Source organism: Streptomyces sp. NPDC015127 (genome assembly GCF_043080095.1).
In the GTDB taxonomy this organism is placed as follows: Bacteria; Actinomycetota; Actinomycetes; order Streptomycetales; family Streptomycetaceae; genus Streptomyces.
Window position 1 is genome coordinate 338,824 of sequence record NZ_JBIBVE010000005.1, and the last position, 16,603, is coordinate 355,426.

The 16,603-nt window shown below is 70.9% G+C and carries 17 protein-coding genes, 1 tRNA gene and 2 pseudogenes; 5 read left to right on the forward strand and 15 right to left on the reverse strand.

The window, feature by feature from the left end:
• Window positions 1-57 precede the first annotated feature (57 nt).
• Entirely contained in the window at window positions 58-1,704 is a 1,647-nt protein-coding gene (locus tag ACF08N_RS12755; protein ID WP_392324603.1) for an MFS transporter, read from the forward strand.
• Window positions 1,705-1,783: 79 nt separating this feature from the next.
• On the forward strand, window positions 1,784-2,569 hold the full coding sequence (locus ACF08N_RS12760) for a TetR/AcrR family transcriptional regulator (RefSeq protein ID WP_392324604.1): 786 nt from the start codon (window positions 1,784-1,786) through the stop codon (window positions 2,567-2,569).
• 17 nt (window positions 2,570-2,586) lie between these two features.
• On the opposite strand, the pseudogene ACF08N_RS12765 reads toward ACF08N_RS12760, so the two are convergent.
• The 3 genes and pseudogenes from ACF08N_RS12765 to ACF08N_RS12775 all read right to left on the reverse strand — a co-directional run.
• A pseudogene (locus ACF08N_RS12765) lies at window positions 2,587-2,727 on the reverse strand (YceI family protein); the annotation flags it as partial.
• Between the two features lie 74 nt (window positions 2,728-2,801).
• Window positions 2,802-5,344 (reverse strand): annotated as a pseudogene (locus tag ACF08N_RS12770) (MFS transporter).
• 8 nt (window positions 5,345-5,352) lie between these two features.
• Window positions 5,353-5,817 carry a MarR family winged helix-turn-helix transcriptional regulator gene (locus ACF08N_RS12775; RefSeq protein WP_392324605.1) on the reverse strand — a complete coding sequence of 155 codons (465 nt, stop codon included), beginning with the start codon at window positions 5,815-5,817 and terminating at the stop codon, window positions 5,353-5,355.
• Between the two features lie 203 nt (window positions 5,818-6,020).
• Between ACF08N_RS12775 and ACF08N_RS12780 the strand changes: the two genes are divergently transcribed.
• On the forward strand, window positions 6,021-6,236 hold the full coding sequence (locus tag ACF08N_RS12780; protein WP_392324606.1) for a hypothetical protein: 216 nt from the start codon (window positions 6,021-6,023) through the stop codon (window positions 6,234-6,236).
• A gap of 17 nt (window positions 6,237-6,253) precedes the next feature.
• Here the strand turns inward: ACF08N_RS12780 and ACF08N_RS12785 are convergent, their stop codons facing one another.
• The 9 genes from ACF08N_RS12785 to ACF08N_RS12825 form a co-directional block, all read right to left on the reverse strand.
• Window positions 6,254-6,952 (reverse strand): hypothetical protein, encoded by a 699-nt coding sequence (locus tag ACF08N_RS12785; RefSeq protein WP_392324607.1) that lies wholly within the window; start codon window positions 6,950-6,952, stop codon window positions 6,254-6,256.
• Between the two features lie 61 nt (window positions 6,953-7,013).
• Complete coding sequence (locus ACF08N_RS12790; RefSeq protein WP_215186686.1) at window positions 7,014-7,871, reverse strand: RNA polymerase sigma factor SigF; 858 nt, start codon at window positions 7,869-7,871, stop codon at window positions 7,014-7,016.
• A 234-nt stretch (window positions 7,872-8,105) separates the two neighbouring features.
• Window positions 8,106-8,978: an RNA polymerase sigma factor SigF gene (locus tag ACF08N_RS12795; protein WP_392324608.1), complete on the reverse strand. Its 873-nt coding sequence runs from the start codon at window positions 8,976-8,978 to the stop codon at window positions 8,106-8,108.
• 187 nt (window positions 8,979-9,165) lie between these two features.
• Window positions 9,166-9,459 carry a Dabb family protein gene (locus ACF08N_RS12800; RefSeq protein ID WP_392324609.1) on the reverse strand — a complete coding sequence of 98 codons (294 nt, stop codon included), beginning with the start codon at window positions 9,457-9,459 and terminating at the stop codon, window positions 9,166-9,168.
• A gap of 51 nt (window positions 9,460-9,510) precedes the next feature.
• Window positions 9,511-9,672: a hypothetical protein gene (locus tag ACF08N_RS12805; protein WP_215186683.1), complete on the reverse strand. Its 162-nt coding sequence runs from the start codon at window positions 9,670-9,672 to the stop codon at window positions 9,511-9,513.
• Between the two features lie 141 nt (window positions 9,673-9,813).
• Window positions 9,814-9,898, reverse strand: a tRNA-Ser gene (locus tag ACF08N_RS12810).
• A 79-nt stretch (window positions 9,899-9,977) separates the two neighbouring features.
• The gene (gene tadA, locus ACF08N_RS12815; protein ID WP_392324610.1) at window positions 9,978-10,463 is read right to left on the reverse strand and encodes a tRNA adenosine(34) deaminase TadA; all 486 of its coding nucleotides are present in this window, start codon (window positions 10,461-10,463) and stop codon (window positions 9,978-9,980) included.
• Between the two features lie 10 nt (window positions 10,464-10,473).
• Window positions 10,474-11,016 carry a hypothetical protein gene (locus ACF08N_RS12820; RefSeq protein ID WP_392324611.1) on the reverse strand — a complete coding sequence of 181 codons (543 nt, stop codon included), beginning with the start codon at window positions 11,014-11,016 and terminating at the stop codon, window positions 10,474-10,476.
• A gap of 161 nt (window positions 11,017-11,177) precedes the next feature.
• Window positions 11,178-11,360 (reverse strand): hypothetical protein, encoded by a 183-nt coding sequence (locus ACF08N_RS12825; protein WP_307714646.1) that lies wholly within the window; start codon window positions 11,358-11,360, stop codon window positions 11,178-11,180.
• Between the two features lie 114 nt (window positions 11,361-11,474).
• On the opposite strand from ACF08N_RS12825, the gene upp reads away from it, so the two are divergent.
• Window positions 11,475-12,110, forward strand: a complete 636-nt coding sequence (upp, locus tag ACF08N_RS12830; protein ID WP_392324612.1) for a uracil phosphoribosyltransferase — start codon at window positions 11,475-11,477, stop codon at window positions 12,108-12,110.
• Window positions 12,111-12,251: 141 nt separating this feature from the next.
• Here the strand turns inward: upp and ACF08N_RS12835 are convergent, their stop codons facing one another.
• Entirely contained in the window at window positions 12,252-12,872 is a 621-nt protein-coding gene (locus ACF08N_RS12835; RefSeq protein ID WP_392324613.1) for a LytR C-terminal domain-containing protein, read from the reverse strand.
• Window positions 12,873-12,983: 111 nt separating this feature from the next.
• Entirely contained in the window at window positions 12,984-13,280 is a 297-nt protein-coding gene (locus tag ACF08N_RS12840) for a type II toxin-antitoxin system VapB family antitoxin (protein ID WP_003955420.1), read from the reverse strand.
• A 96-nt stretch (window positions 13,281-13,376) separates the two neighbouring features.
• On the opposite strand from ACF08N_RS12840, the gene ACF08N_RS12845 reads away from it, so the two are divergent.
• Window positions 13,377-14,990, forward strand: coding sequence for a helicase HerA-like domain-containing protein (locus tag ACF08N_RS12845; RefSeq protein WP_392324614.1), 1,614 nt, complete (start codon window positions 13,377-13,379; stop codon window positions 14,988-14,990).
• Between the two features lie 37 nt (window positions 14,991-15,027).
• Here the strand turns inward: ACF08N_RS12845 and ACF08N_RS12850 are convergent, their stop codons facing one another.
• Window positions 15,028-16,587: a M28 family metallopeptidase gene (locus ACF08N_RS12850; RefSeq protein ID WP_392324615.1), complete on the reverse strand. Its 1,560-nt coding sequence runs from the start codon at window positions 16,585-16,587 to the stop codon at window positions 15,028-15,030.
• Window positions 16,588-16,603: the final 16 nt, after the last annotated feature.

Below are 16,603 nucleotides of genomic sequence, written 5' to 3' on the forward strand. Positions count from 1 at the left end.
GAGAGTTTCTTGTACGGTGTACGGGACGACATCCCTTACACCGTACAAGGAGCGTGCATGACGGCAACGACTGCCGAGACCCGTCCGGCCCCCACGGGCCACCCGCAGCGCTGGCTGATCCTCGGCGTCATCTGCCTCGCCCAGCTCACCGTGCTGCTCGACAACACCGTCCTGTCCGTGGCGATCCCCTCCCTCACCCGGGAGCTCGACGCCTCCACGGCGGACATCCAGTGGATGATCAACGCCTATTCCCTGGTCCAGTCGGGCCTGCTGCTCACCGCGGGCAACGCCGCCGACCGGTATGGGCGCAAGAAGATGCTCGTCGCGGGCCTCGCCCTCTTCGGCACCGGCTCCCTCGCCGCCGGTCTCGCCCAGTCCTCGACGCAGCTGATCGCCGCTCGCGCGGGCATGGGCGTCGGCGGCGCGCTGCTGATGACGACGACCCTCGCCGTCGTCGTGCAGATCTTCGACGACGCCGAGCGGGTCAAGGCGATCGGCCTCTGGTCGACCGTCAACTCCCTCGGTTTCGCGGCCGGTCCGCTGATCGGCGGCGTGATGCTCGACCACTTCTGGTGGGGCGCGATCTTCCTGGTCAACATCCCGGTCGCGGCGATCGGCCTGTTCGCCGTCGTCGCACTCGTCCCGGAGTCGAAGAACCCCCAGGGCGACCGGCCCGACCTGCTCGGCGCGCTGCTCTCCACCCTCGGCATGACCGCTGTCGTGTACGCGATCATCTCCGGTCCCGAGCACGGCTGGACGTCCGCGCAGGTGTCGGCGTCCGCGGCCTTCGGCGTCCTCGTCCTCGGCGTGTTCGTGCTGTGGGAGCTGCGCGTCCCGTACCCGATGCTGGACATGCACTTCTTCCGCAACCAGCGCTTCATCGGTGCGGTCGCGGGCGCGGTCCTGGTCGCGTTCGGCATGGGCGGCTCGCTGTTCCTGCTCACCCAGCACCTCCAGTTCGTGCTGGGCTACGGCCCGCTGGACGCCGGTCTGCGCACGGCCCCGCTCGCGCTGACCGTCGTCGCGCTCAACGTCACCGGCGTCGGCGCCCGGCTGCTGCCCAAGCTGGGGACACCCGGGCTGATCGCGGCCGGCATGACTCTGGTGTCGGCCGGTCTGGCGGCGATCGCCCTGCTCGGCGGCGACGGGTACGGGGGCATGCTGCTCGGCCTGGTCGTGATGGGCGCGGGCGTCGCCCTGTCCGCGCCCGCGATGGCCAACGCGATCATGAGCGCGATCCCGCCGGCGAAGGCGGGCGTCGGAGCCGGCATCAACGGCACGCTCGCCGAATTCGGCAACGGCCTCGGCGTCGCCGTCCTCGGCGCCGTACTGAACTCCCGCTTCGCCGCGCTCGTTCCGGCGGTGGTGGGCGCGGCCTCGCTGCCCGCCGCGCTGGCGGCGGCCGACGGGCCGGGCGAACGGGCCAGGATCGCGGACGCCTTCGCCTCCGGCCTGGAGACCAGCCAGCTGGTCGGCGCGGTGGCGGTGCTGGCGGGCGGTCTTCTGGCGGCGCTGCTCCTGCGGCGCGCGGAGAACGCGGCACCGGACAGCACGGATCCGGCCCCCGCGGGCCCCGACGGCACCGAGCACCGGGCCGCCGCGGACCCCGACGGCGGCCAGGAGCCCGACAACGGCCAGGGCACCGAACCCGGCCGGCAGCCGGCCGATCCGCGGAGTGCAGACGCGCCGAAGACGGCGGCATAGCATCGACGCCGGGCGGACCTGCACATTCCGGTCCGCCCGGCCGGCCGGTGGCAGCCGGAGGAACCGAGGAGGGTGCGCAATGGTGAGTGCGGCCGACCGCGCGAAGAGTCCCACGAAGACCAGCGTCTGGCTGGAGAACAAGGCGGAGCGCGGGCGCAGGCCGGGCGCGGGCCAGCCGGACGGACTCGACCGCGACAAGATCATCGATGCCACGGTCCGGCTGCTGGACGCGGAGGGCGCGGCGAAGTTCTCCATGCGCAAGCTCGCCGCCGAGCTGAACGTCACCGCGATGTCCCTGTACTGGTACGTCGACACCAAGGACGACCTGCTGGAGCTCGCGCTCGACTCGGTCTTCGGGACCTTCACGCTGCCAGAGGTGGGCACGGGAGGCGCCGCCGACTGGCGCGACCAGCTGCGCGCACTGGCGAGCGGCTACCGGGCCCTGCTCGTACGCCACCCCTGGGTCTCCGCGCTGATCGGCACCTTCCTGAACATCGGGCCGCACTCGATGGCCTTCTCCCACGCCGTCCAGAAGGTCATCCGCGACACCGGTCTGCCGCCGGACGGCCAGATGGGCGGACTCGCGGCCGTCTTCCAGTTCGTGTACGGATTCGGCACGATCGAGGGCCACTTCGTGCAGCGCTGTGCCTCGGCCGGGCTCAGCCAGGACGAGTACTTCCGCCAGGCCATGGGGACGATCAGCGAACAGCCGGAGTTCAAGAAGGACTTCGAGCACGCCACGGAGCTGATGGAGGCGCGCGGCGGCGAGACGGTCGAGGAGATGCGCGAGCGGGACTTCGCCTTCGCCCTCGACCTCCTCGTGGCCGGCATCGAGGCGATGGTGGAGCGGTCCGCGAGGACCTGACCCCCGGCCCGGTGCCACGGCAGCGAGGCGCCCTGCACCGCCTGGATGTCCAGTTCCACCCGCAGCGTCGTCCCGATGGCCGCGATGCCCGCCTGCACGACCTGGTTGCAGTTCATCGCGAAGTCCTCGCGGCGCGGTTCCGCCGTCGCGCGGATGTTGGGGCGGCAGGCCGTCCCCTGCCTGCCGCCCCGTCCCCGTCGTCTCTCCGCTCGAAGAGCGACCGGGAGACCGACTACTCGCCCGGGTGGGCGAGTTCGATGTCGCCGTCGACCCCGCGGTCGGCCACGGTCAGCACGCCGGCGACTGGGGGCACCTCCCGCGCCGAAGGCAGCGGGGGAGGGCATCCGGCCGCGACGACCGTGTACGCGCCGGCGTCGAGGTCGGCGAAGGCGTACGCGCCGTCGTCGCCGGTCGTCGCCGTGGCGACCACGTTCCCGGCCGCGTCGACGAGGGTCACCCGGGCGTCGGCCATCGGCCGCCGCCCGGCGCCCGCGCGCACGGTCCCGAGGACCTGCGCCCCGGGCTGCAGGACCGCCTCGATCCGGGTCACGCCCGGGCCGCCGATCTCGACGGTCAGCGCCAGCGGGCGGTAGCCGGCGGCGTCGACCGCGACCTCCCCAGCCTTCGGCCTGGGGGCGCCCCCATCCGCACCGGGCACGAGCTCGGTGAACGCGAAGTCGCCCTGTTCCGCGCTCTTCCCGGTGGCCGGCACATCACCGCTGACATCGGTCACGACGACCGTCGCGCCTCGGCGGGGCTCTCTCCGTCGGCGGCCCGCACGGTCCCGGCGAGGCCGCTCGTCCCGGCGAGCAGGATGTCGTGGGCCAGCGACTCGGCGCCGACGACCACCGTGGCGGCCTGCGGCTGGAAGCCGTCGGCCGAGGCGATCAGCACGTACGACCCGGCGCCGGGGGCGTCCAGCGCGTAGGCGCCGTCGGACCGGGCGACCGCGCGGCCGAGCTGACGGCCGGCGGGCGAGCTCAGCGTGACCGCCGCCCGCGGCACCGCCGCGCCCTCACCGCCGCGCACCACCCCGCGTACGGAGACCCCCACGACGCCCACCGGATCGGTGTCCGCGTCGGCGACCGGGTCCGTGCCCGTGGCGGCGGCAGGTTCGGCCGCGACCGCCTGGGCCGGGGCGGGCGCCTCGGCCGCGGCGCCCTCGTCGGTGGTGTTGCTCTTCAGGGCGACCTCCTTGATGAACAGGGTCACGAGGAAGGCGACCAGGGCGAACGGCGTGGAGTAGAGGAAGACGTCCGCCACACCGTGTCCGTACGCCGTCTCCATCACCGTGCGGATGGGGGCGGGCAGCGCGTCCAGGTCGGGGATGGAGCCGCCGCCGGTGCCGCCGTGGTCCATCGCCGCGCCCGGCGGGCCGAGTTCGGCGAGCCCGTCCTTGACGTAGTGGGTGACCCGGTTGGCCATGACCGCGCCGAGCGCCGAGACGCCGACCGCGCCGCCGAGGGAGCGGAAGAAGGTGACGACCGAGCTGGCCGCGCCCAGGTCCACGGGGGCGACCTGGTTCTGCGTGCACAGCACCAGGTTCTGCATCATCATGCCGAGGCCGAGGCCCATGACCGCCATGAAGAGCGCGATCTGCCAGTAGTCCGTGTCGTAGCGGATGGTGCCCAGCAGGCCGAGGCCCGCGGTGAGCAGCACACCGCCGCTCACCAGCCAGGCCTTCCAGCGGCCCGTCTTGGTGATGATCTGGCCGCTCACCGTGGAGGAGAGGAACAGACCGCCGATCATCGGGATCGTCATGACGCCGGACATCGTCGGCGACTTGTCGCGGGCCAGCTGGAAGTACTGGCTGAAGAAGACCGTGCCGGCGAACATCGCGACACCGACGAACAGCGAGGCGAGCGACGCCAGCGTGATGGTGCGGTTGCGGAACAGCCGCAGCGGGATGATCGGCTCGCTCGCCCTGGACTCGACGAGCAGGAACAGCGCGCCGAGAACGACGGAACCGCCGACCATCGCGTACGTCTGCCAGGACAGCCAGCCGTACTTGTCGCCCGCGAAGGTGACCCAGACCAGCAGCAGCGAGACCGCGGCGCTGATGAGGAACGCGCCCGACCAGTCGACCTTCACCTCCCTCCCCTGGCCTTCGGCATGGGGGACCCCAACGACCGGGAGCCTGAGGGTCTTCTGCAGGACGATCAGGGCGATGACCGCGAACGGCACGCCGACGTAGAAGCACCAGCGCCAGCCGAGCCAGTCGGTGTCGGTGACGACGCCGCCGAGCAGCGGGCCGCCGACGGTTGCGACGGCGAACGTGGCGCCGAGGTAGCCGCTGTAGCGGCCGCGCTCGCGCGGGGAGATCATCGCGGCCATCACGATCTGGGCGAGGGCGGACAGGCCGCCGACGCCGATGCCCTGGACCACGCGGCAGGCGATGAGCATGCCCGCGTTCTGCGACAGACCGGCGACCACCGAGCCCAGGACGTAGATGATCAGCGATATCTGGACCAGCAGCTTCTTGGAGAACAGGTCCGCGAGCTTGCCCCACAGCGGTGTGGTCGCGGTCATCGCCAGCAGCGAGGCGGTCACGACCCAGGTGTAGGCGCTCTGTCCGCCGCCGAGATCGCTGATGATCTCCGGCAGGGCGTTGGAGACGATCGTCGACGACAGGATCGCGACGAACATGCCGAGCAGCAGCCCGGACAGTGCCTCCATGATCTGCCGGTGTGTCATCGGCGCGTCGGCGTCGGGGGCCTGCCCGCCGCCGTGCCTGGCGTGGCGGCCCCGCACACCGGTCGGTGTGGTCGTAGCCATGAACTTCCTTACGTCGTCTGTGCGGGTGTACGGGTGGCGTGGGCCCGGCAGTCCCCCACGGATTCCCGGAGGCGGGCCAGCATCGCGTTCAGCTGTCCGACGTCGTCGTCGGACCAGTCCTTCAGGCGGTGGGCGAACAGGTCCGTCGTCCGACGGCCGAGGTCGTCGAGCAGGTCCGCCCCCGCCGGGGTGAGCCGCAGGATGCGCGAGCGCCGGTCGTCCGGGTCGGGCGAGCGCTCCAGCCAGCCGCGTTCCACGACGTGGGCGACGTGCCGGCTGGTCACCGACATGTCGACGGCGAGCAGCTCGGCGAGGCGGCTCATCCGCATCTCTCCGTACCGGTCGACGAGGGCCAGTACGGCGGCGGACCCGGAGGGGCACTCGAGGGGCAGCATCCGCGCGAGGCTCCGCTTCACGGCGCCCATGGCGCTGATCTGCCGGGCCAGCTCCTCGTACTGACTGCGCTCGGCCATGGGCCCTCCGGGACATCTTGTTGCTTAGGGCAACGATAGAAGCGATTGGTTGCTACAGGCAAACGAAAATGGGCTTCAACGGGTAAAGGAACCCAAAAGGCTTTGCATGTGCAGAGTCATGGAACGGTCATCGCGCCGGGAAAGCGCATCGGGCACGCTCCCGGGGTTGGGTGGGACATCCGCGTTCGCTAGGGTCCTGCCCCATGGCACACAACCCCCATGCTCCCCAAGGCCAGGGCCCCGAGGGCACCTACGACCCGGCCGGCAGCACGCAGATGTTCCGCGCGTTCGTCGACGAGGGCGCCCCGCAGGGCCGCGCGGCGGCCCCGGCGCAATCGTCCTCGCGGGTCGGCCTGATCGTCGGCGTGATCGCCGCGGTCGTCGTCCTCGGCGCGGTGGCCTGGCTCGCCCTCGGCTGACCGTTACGGCCCGGGGCTCACGTCCACTCGGCCGTGACGTCCCGCGTCTCGATGTGCATCCCGAGCGGCACCCGCCACGCCTCCACGCACACCGTGTACGCCTTCTTCCGTAGGGCTCCGGGCGCGATCGGCGCGGGCAGCGGCTGGGCCGTCTCGATCGTGGCCCAGTCGATCCCGAGCGCGCCGATGACGTGCGTGGCGAACGTGACCGTGCCCGAAGTCGCCGCTCTTCCCCCGGTGTTGCGGAACTCCACGGTGACCCGCTCGCACCAGCGCTCGTCCAGCGCCTCGCGGACCGGTTCGGTGAGCTGGAGCAGCGCCGGGCCCGCCGGAGGCGCGGGGCTGCTGGGCGGCGGCTGAGGCGACGGCGGCCGGGGCGATGGGGTGCCGGGAGCGCCCGGCGAGGGTGTGTCCGGCGGGCCGCCCGTACCCGTGGCAGGCTGCTCGGCGGCGGGCGGCACCTCGCCCTGAGCGGGCGCCTGCGGGGCCGGCGCGTCACCGCCGGCAGGCGTACGCGGCGATCCGGGCACGTCCGCTTCGTCCAGGGGGACCAGGACGATGCCGCCCTCGGGCGGGACCGCGCCCGTCGGCGCAGGACCGGAGCCCGCGGCCCCGAGCGGTATCCGCCCCTCGCCAGGGGTGCCCGAACACGCGGTCAGCGCCCCGCCCAGGCAGAGCGCCACCGCCACGATCCCAGTCCGTCGACGTCGCCGCATGGCGGTCAGTGTCGCTGACGTACCGTCAATTCAGAAGAGCGCGGGCGCACTTCGTGCCGCCTCAGTCCGCGATGAGTCCCTCCCGCAGCTGCGCCAGCGTGCGCGTCAGCAGCCGGGAGACGTGCATCTGCGAGATGCCGACCTCCTCGCCGATCTGCGACTGCGTCATGTTGGCGAAGAAGCGGAGCATGATGATCTGTCGTTCCCTGGGCGGAAGTTTGGCCAGCAGCGGCTTGAGCGACTCGCGGTACTCGACGCCCTCCAGTGCGCTGTCCTCGTAGCCGAGGCGGTCCGCGAGGGAGCCCTCGCCGCCGTCGTCCTCGGGCGAGGGGGAGTCCAGCGACGAGGCCGTGTACGCGTTGCCCACGGCGAGGCCGTCGACCACGTCCTCCTCCGACACGCCCAGCACCGCGGCCAGTTCGGGCACGGTCGGAGAGCGGTCGAGCTTCTGGGACAGCTCGTCACTGGCCTTGGTGAGCGCGAGCCGCAGCTCCTGGAGCCGGCGCGGCACCCGCACCGACCACGAGGTGTCGCGGAAGAAGCGCTTGATCTCGCCCACGACCGTCGGCATGGCGAACGTCGGGAACTCCACGCCCCGTTCGCAGTCGAACCGGTCGATCGCCTTGATCAGGCCGATCGTGCCGACCTGGACGATGTCCTCCATCGGCTCGTTGCGGCTGCGGAAGCGGGCCGCCGCGTACCGCACGAGGGGCAGGTTGAGCTCGATGAGGGTGTCGCGCACGTAGGTGCGCTCCGGGCTGTCGTCGGCCGCGCCCTCGCTGTCCAGCGCGCGCAGCCGCAGGAACAGGGAGCGGGACAGAGTGCGGGTGTCGATGGCTTCCGAGCTGTCGGACACGACGGGCGCGGGTGCGCCGGGCGCACGCGTGAGCACCTTCGAGCTGCCCTGTTCTGCGGACATGCCACCCCCTTGAGGTCGCGGACGGTCGCGGTGGCCGCGACCGACTGAGGAACGCAGCCTCCACCTGAATACCGGCGGCGGGGCTGCGGCAAACGCGGTTCCCGCAGAATGTCACATGTCGGCAACACGCTGTAGTGACATGTCGACAAGTATCGGGGCGAAATGCCCAGGAAGCCAGGGGTGCAAGGGTTTTGATTCACCCTCAGGAGCTCGGAAGGGGTCTACCCGTTCTGGTTACGCTTCGATCCTGTTTGCGGATCGAAGACGCGCGAAGCTCCGCGCCAGCAGTCGTGACACATGCATCTGCGAGACACCCAGTTCCTGACTGATCTGGGACTGTGTCAGGTTGCTGTAGTAGCGGAGCATCAGGATCCGCTGCTCGCGCTCGGGCAGCTGGACGAGCAGGTGCCGTACGAGGTCGCGGTGTTCGACGCCGGCGAGTGCCGGGTCCTCGTAGCCCAGGCGGTCGAGCAGGCCGGGCATCCCGTCGCCCTCCTGGGCCGCCTCCAGCGACGTGGCGTGGTACGAGCGGCCCGCTTCGATGCAGGCGAGCACCTCGTCCTCGCCGATCTTCAGCCGCTCGGCGATCTCCGCGGTCGTGGGCGAGCGGCCGTGGGCCGTGGTGAGGTCCTCCGTCGCGCCGTTGACCTGGACCCACAGCTCGTGCAGGCGCCGGGGCACGTGCACGGTACGGACGTTGTCGCGGAAGTAGCGCTTGATCTCGCCGACGACCGTCGGCATGGCGAACGTCGGGAACTGCACGCCCCGGTCCGGGTCGAACCGGTCGATCGCGTTGATCAGCCCGATCGTGCCGACCTGGACGACGTCCTCCATCGGCTCGTTCCGGGAGCGGAAGCGGGCGGCGGCGTACCGCACCAGCGGCAGGTTGGCCTCGATGAGCGCCGAGCGCACCCGGGCGTGCTCCTTGCTGCCCGGCTCCAGCGTCTTGAGGCGGCCGAAGAGGACCTGGGTGAGGGCCCTGGTGTCGGCGCCCCGGCTCTGCGGCCTGGCGGCGACGGCGGGGGGCCCCGGCCTGACGGTGACGGCTGGGGTCTCGTCCGGCCTCTCGTTCTGAGGTGGCACCTGAGGCGCAGTACTGGCCGGCACGGTCACGCCACCCCTTTGCGGTCGATTTCGGTCAACTCATCCGTCAAAAGCGGTCATAGCATCACAAGACATGTCCACTGTGTGCAAGCACCCGATAACGCCGTGTTGACGGCGGGTTGGCATCCGATGAGCCGCAAAACACAAGAACCCCTCGCCGTGACGGCGAGGGGTACGGGGTGCGGAGCGCTCAGAACTCGTAGTCGGCGATCACCCAGGTGGCGAACTCACGCCACTGCGCGGCGGCCGCCTGGTGGGCCGGGTGCTCGATGTAGCGCTTCAGGGCGTCGGTGTCGGCCACGGCGGAGTTGACGGCGAAGTCGTACGCGATGGGCCGGTCGGTGATGTTCCAGGCGCACTCCCAGAACTCCAGCTCCGGGACGACTCCGTCCAGCTCCTGGAAGGCCTTCACGCCGGCGGTCACGCGCGGCTCGTCGCGCTCGACGCCGTCGTTGAGCTTGAAGAGGACCAGATGGCGGATCAAGGGGCACTCCTGGGGGACTGGGGGGCGGGGCTGAACGGGATGCCTGCCGGTCTAGTTGACGAGCTCGGTCATGAACTGTCCGACACCTTGCGCGGCGTCCGAAATGCCCTCGAACCCTATCCCGACGAGATCGGCGGCCTTCTCGGGGGAGGTGATGATCGTGTACAGGACAAAGACGACGACTATGTAAAGAGCGACTTTCTTCGCTTCCACCCTCGGCCCCTGTCTCCCCTGCCCTGCCTGCCCTGCCCGTGCGTCGCGTGAGTCTAACCGAGCGGTTTTTTCCGGCCACCCCGGCCGTGGGGCATGCACGAAGGGCCCCGGCGCGACTGCACCGGGGCCCTTCGACAAGAGCGGTAGCGGAGGGATTTGAACCCTCGGTGACTTGCGCCACACTCGCTTTCGAGGCGAGCTCCTTCGGCCGCTCGGACACGCTACCGGGAGAGAGCTTAGCCCAAGGTGGCCCGTACGCCGAAATCGGTATCCGTGCCGCCGCCGAAGAGGGGGCGGCACGCGTGTCAGCCGGCCGCGGGGCGGTCTCGGAAGAAGGCCGTCAGCTGGCTCGAGCACTCGCGTTCCAGCACACCGAGCACCACCTCGGGCCGGTGGTTGAGCCTGCGGTCCCGTACGACGTCCCACAGCGAACCGGCCGCGCCCGCCTTCTCGTCGCGTGCGCCGTAGATCACGCGGTCCACGCGGGACTGCACGATCGCGCCGGCGCACATCGTGCACGGTTCCAGCGTGACGACGAGCGTGCAGCCGGTCAGCCGCCACGCGCCGAGACGGGCGGCCGCACGGCGGATCGCCAGCACCTCGGCGTGCGCCGTCGGATCGCCCGTCGCCTCTCGTTCGTTGTGGCCCGTGGCCAGGATCGTGCCGTCCGCGGCCAGGACGACGGCGCCGACCGGTACGTCACCGGCCCGCGCCGCGCGCTCGGCCTCCTCGATCGCCAGGCGCATGGGCGCCTGCCAGGGGCCGCGTACGGGGTCGTTCGGATCTTCCATCACGTGATCGTCAGCGCACGGTCTCCAGGACCTCGCCCGCGCCGAGCGCCTCGGCGATCTCCAGCAGCGCGTCCGTGTCCAGCGCCAGCAGCTCCTTCTCCGACAGTCCGAGGTCCATCAGGATCTCGCGGTCGCCGACCGGCCCGGACGGTACGGTCTCGCCGCTCTCCAGAGCGCCGCCGTCCGCCGTGTCCTCGTCGTCGTCCGCTTGCGTCTCCCCGTCCTCGGTGCCGTCGAGGTCCAGGGCGTCCAGGTCGTCGGCCGGGTCGTCATCGTCCCCGCCGAGCAGTTCGTTGGTCAGGATCTCCCCATACGAGGAGCGTGCGGCCGCGGCCGCGTCCGAGACGAAGATACGAGGGTCCTCCTCGCCCTCGACGCGGACGATGCCGAACCAGGCGTCCTCCTGCTCGATGAAGACGAGCACCGTGTCCTCGTCCACCGAGGCATCGCGGGCCAGGTCGGTCAGATCCGACAGCGTCTCCACATCGTCGAGCTCTGTGTCGCTCGCTTCCCACCCGTCTTGAGTGCGCGCGAGCAGTGCGGCGAAGTACACCGTGACTCTCCCACTGATCAGAGGTGTGACGACCGGCGGTGCGCTGATGTCTGCCCCGCCCACTCGGAATCGTGGCAGAAACATCCGCGTTGCGAGAGGTCTTCCGTCGTTGCGTCGGCCACCAGTTCTGCGGGGGCCGGCTCCTGGGGAACCCCGCGGGGTCACCAGCGAAACGTCCGCATCCGCATCTGCTGGCGCATCCGGGCCGCGCGGGCCCGTCGTGGCTGCACCCGGTCGCGCAGTGCCTTCGCCTCGTTGAGCTCGCGGAGGAACTGGGCGCGTCGCCTGCGGCGCTCCGCGTCGGTCTCCGGCTCCTCGTCGCGCTCCGGCTCGGACTCCGCCATCGGTCACACCACCCCACGAGTGCTCCGTATGCCCTCGTGCCTGCAGCCCGGGGGTACCCCACCACCTTCCCTCCGATACCCCTGTTGATGCGAGTGCGGGCTACTGTTGGCGCCATGCGGATCCACGTCGTCGACCACCCGCTGGTGGCGCACAAACTCACCACACTGCGCGACCGGCGCACCGACTCCCCGACCTTCCGGCGCCTCGCCGACGAGCTGGTCACCCTGCTCGCGTACGAGGCCACCCGGGACGTGCGCACCGAGCAGGTCGACATCCAGACACCGGTGACGGGCACGACCGGCGTCAAGCTCTCGCACCCGCGCCCTCTCGTCGTACCGATCCTGCGGGCCGGTCTCGGCATGCTCGACGGCATGGTGCGGCTGCTGCCGACCGCCGAGGTGGGCTTCCTCGGGATGATCCGCAACGAGGAGACGCTGGAGGCGTCGACGTACGCGACGCGTATGCCGGAGGACCTGTCCGGCCGCCAGGTCTACGTGCTGGACCCGATGCTGGCCACCGGCGGCACGCTGGTCGCCGCGATCCGCGAGCTGATCAAGCGCGGCGCGGACGACGTGACCGCGGTCGTGCTGCTGGCGGCGCCGGAGGGCGTCGAGGTGATGGAGCGCGAACTGGCGGGCACGCCGGTGACGGTGGTGACGGCGTCGGTCGACGAGCGCCTGAACGAACACGGCTACATCGTCCCGGGCCTGGGTGACGCGGGCGACCGCATGTACGGGACTGCTGATTAATTGGGGCTCGGTCCAATGAGGGCTCGGTTCTCCCCCTGGCTTCGCCGGGGGGACCCCCACGGGGCGCTTTAAGCGGGTGTCGACGGTCGACCGTGCTCGACCCACGCCCACGTGCCAGGCGCCCCGAGGAGCGGACGACCTCTAACAAGAAGCCGACGGCTTCGGGGCCGGGGCGGCCAGCGCCGCCAGCGCCGCGTCCGCGTTCGGCTTCGGTTCCAGGGCCTTGAAGGCCGTACCGATGATCAGGTCGATGTCCGCCGTCTTGCGGGTGTCGGTCTTCAGCTGGGTGCCGACGAGCTGCGTGCCCAGTACGCGGAAGTACCCCTCGTGGGCCGTCGGACCGCCGAGCAGCACCGCGGTCCCGCGGACCTTCTTGTCGTACTCCGGCGTCGCGTTGCCCACCTTGCCGATCGTGAAGCCGCGCTTCTTCAGCTCGTCGGCCGCCGCCTTCGCCAGACCGCTGCGCGGGGTGGCGTTGTAGACGTTCACCGTGACGTGGCGGGGCTTCGGCGGCAGGGGCGCCGCGGAGGGGGTGGGGACCGGCTCGCAGTCGCGCTTGGCGCCCGCCGTGGACTTCTTGCCTCCGCCGGTGAAGGCGTCCACGAGCTGCACCGTGCCCCAGCCGGCGAGCCCGAGGGCGATCACCGCCGCCACCACCGCAAAGACGATTCTGCGGCGGTTCCGGGGGCGTCGCATGCGGGGGTATGTGTTGCCCGTGATGCGGTACTTTCCGCCCATGCCGGGGGGAGTGAGCATGCTCATGGGCGCAGCGTAGTGCGGCCCGGTCGCCGTGCCTACTAAACGATCAGCTGATTGCGTCCGTACGGTGCCGAAAGACCCCGAAAGGGTCAGCAGCCGGCCGTGCCGCGGGGCTCAGCCCAGCTCGAGCACGCGGGCGTGCAGCACCTGGCGCTGCTGCAGTGCGGCGCGCACGGCGCGGTGGAGCCCGTCCTCCAGGTAGAGGTCGCCCTGCCATTTCACGACGTGGGCGAAGAGGTCGCCGTAGAAGGTCGAGTCCTCGGCGAGCAGCGTTTCCAGGTCCAGCTGGCCCTTGGTCGTCACGAGCTGATCGAGGCGGACCGGGCGCGGCGCGACATCCGCCCACTGTCGGGTGCTTTCCCGGCCGTGGTCGGGATACGGCCGCCCGTTGCCGATGCGCTTGAAGATCACACGGAAAGCCTACCGGCCAAGGGGCACCGGGCGCAGCCGCGGAACCGCAGTGCGATCCTGTGAAAAAGTACGCAAAACGGAAAACGGGGGTCTCTCATGACAGCTCAGGAGCCAGTGCGACAGGGCGCCGTCGAAGAGATCGGGTCCGCCGTGGCGCTTCCGAAGCCCGCCGTGGAGATCGCGTCGGCCTACTCCTTCACCGGTTCCGCGCTCGATCTGGGTGCCCTGCTGTGGGACGGGCAGTGCCTGCCCGGGGCGCAGATCCGCGTCCCGCTGTCGATGCTCAACCGGCACGGTCTGGTCGCCGGCGCGACCGGCACCGGCAAGACGAAGACGCTCCAGCTGATCGCCGAACAGCTCTCGGCGAACGGCGTCCCGGTCTTCCTCGCCGACATCAAGGGCGACGTGTCGGGGATCTCCGCCCCGGGGCAGGGCGGCGGGCGGGTCGAGGAGCGGGCCGGGCAGGTCGGCCAGCGGTGGTCGGCGGCGGGTTTCCCGTGCGAGTTCTACGGGCTCGGCGGCATCGGGCCGGGCATTCCGGTGCGCGCCACGGTCACCGACTTCGGTCCGCTGCTGCTGGCGAAGGTGCTCCGGCTCAACCCGACGCAGGAGCAGTCCCTCGGACTGATCTTCCACTACGCCGACAGCAAGGGCCTTGAGCTGATCGACCTCAAGGACCTGCGGGCCGTCGTCGCCTTCCTGGTGTCGGACGAGGGCCGGGCGGAGCTGAAGACGATCGGGGGCCTGTCCCCCGCGACGGCCGGGGTGATCCTCCGCTCCCTCACGGCCTTCGAGCAGCAGGGCGCGTCCGGCTTCTTCGGCGAACCCGCCTTCGACACGGCCGACCTTCTGCGCACGGCGGCCGACGGGCGCGGGCTCGTGTCCGTGCTGGAGCTGCCGGCCGTGCAGGACAAGCCGCAGCTGTTCTCGACGTTCCTGATGTGGCTGCTCGCGGACCTCTTCCACGATCTGCCGGAGGTCGGCGACCTGGACCGGCCGAAGCTGGTCTTCTTCTTCGACGAGGCGCATCTGCTGTTCAGCGAGGCGTCGAAGGCGTTCCTGGAGTCGATCACACAGACCGTGCGGCTGATTCGCTCGAAAGGGGTCGGGATCTTCTTCGTCACGCAGACCCCGAAGGACGTGCCCGGCGATGTGCTCGCACAGCTCGGCAACCGGGTGCAGCACGCGCTGCGCGCCTTCACGCCCGAGGACGCCAAGGCCCTCAAGGCCACGGTGCGGACCTTCCCGAAGTCCCCGTACGACCTGGAGGAGGTCCTGACCGGGCTGGGGACGGGCGAGGCGGTGGTCACCGTGCTGAGCGACACGGGCGCGCCCACGCCGGTCGCCGTCACCCGGCTGCGCGCGCCGCAGTCCCTGATGGGTCCGGTCGATGCGGCCGCGCTGGACGCGGCGGTCGAGGGATCTCCGTTGTACGGGCGCTATGCCGAGGCTGTCGACCGCGAGTCGGCGTACGAGCGGCTGACGGCCGAGCAGCGGGCGGCGGAGGCGGCGGCCGAGGAGGCGGCGCGGAAGGCCGAGCGCGGGGCCGAGCCTGAGCCCGCGCGGCGGACCGGGGAGAGGCGGGAGGAGTCGCTCGCCGAGCAGGTCATGGGCAGCGGCGTCTTCCGGTCGCTGGCGCGCTCGGTCGGTACGCAGCTCGGCCGGGAGATCACGCGCTCCCTGTTCGGAACGGCGCGCCGCAGGAGGTGATCCCGCGGCGCGCCGATGTGTGATTCCGCGTGTGCCGTTACTCGGTGACCTCGTGGTCGTGTCCGTCGTGCAGGCCGCCGCCGCTGCCCGCGTCACCGTCCGTCGGGACGCTGACGACCGGCTTGCGCAGCGAGCTCAGGTCGTGGGCGTAGGTGCCCACGGCGTTGGCGATGACGCCGATGTTCACGGCGAAGGCGTCCATGTCGATGTTCTCGATGGTGTCGCCCTTGGCGTGGTAGTTCGGGTCGTACGCGACACCCGCCGTGCCGCCGAACTTCTTCGCCTGTGCCTCGGTCTTGATGCCCTCGGCACCCGTGAACGTGCCGCCGGACGGGATGCCGACCTCGATGAACGGGCCGTAGTCGGAACGGCCGGTGAAGTCGGTGCCCTCGTGCGGGTGGCCCTGCCGGTCGAGGAACTCGTTGATGTCGCGCTCCAGTTGCGCCGAACCGGCGGGGCCGGGGCCCGCGCCCACGCGGTCGGAGTCGTCGCCGTCGTAGACGAAGAGCCCGTAGTTCGGCGAGGCGATCATGTCGAAGTTCAGGTAGAGCTTGATCTCCTTCTTGCCGAGGTCGCTCAGGTGCGCGACGTAGTGCTCGGAGCCGAGGAGTCCGTTCTCCTCGGCCGACCACCAGGCGAAGCGCACCTTGTTGGCGGGCCGCGGCTCCTTCTTGGCCAGTTCCTGGGCGACTTCGAGCAGACCGGCCGAGCCGGAGCCGTTGTCGTTGATGCCCGGGCCCTCGGTGACCGAGTCGAGGTGCGCGCCGAGCATCACGGTGTTGGCCGCGTTGCCGTGGCGGGTCTCGGCGATCACGTTGTTGGTGGAGCGCTTCTCCTGGAGCTGGCGGATCTCGAAGGAGACGTTCACCGGCCCCTTGGCCAGGTCGGCGGCGAGCTTCTCGCCGTCGGCCTTGGCGATGCCGCCGGTCGGGATCTTCCCCGCGCCGGCCTCGCCGAGGGTGCCGGAGAGCACGCCCTCGGTGTTGTTGTAGACGATGGCGCCGACCGCACCGGCGCCGGCCGCGGCGGCCTGCTTCTCGGCGAACGTGCAGCCACCGCGCTTGATCAGCGCGATCTTGCCGGTGAACGCCGACGAGGCGTAGTCACCGGCCGTGCAGCCGGTCGTGTCGTCCACCGGCACGGCGGCCAGCGCGGCGCGGACGCCGCCCACCGGGGTGGACGTGGTGAACGTCATCGCCTTGATGGTGAGGTCGGCCGGCGACGGCGAGAGAACCGACAGCTTCTCCGCCAGCGTCTGCGTGTAGACGAACTCGAACTTCTCGTACGAGACGTCGTACCCGTACTTCTTCATCTGCTGGTACACATACGCGGCCGACGCGTCGTGGCCGAGCGATCCGGCGGCGCGGTGGCCGCCGGACGAGTCCGCTATCTGCTGGAACTTCTCGAGGTGCTCGAAGGCGTCGTCGGCCGACGCACGGTCGACCAGCTTCCCGGCCAGCTTCGCCGCGTCCTTCGCCGCGCGATCCGCGGGGTCGGGACGGTGGGCTGCGGAAGGGGAAGCGGATGCCAGCAGGAGCGGGGTCGCGAGTGCGGCTGCGGCCAGGGTGGCCGCGGCTCTGCGAGGGGTTGCGTTCACAGAGGTCCTTCCCGGT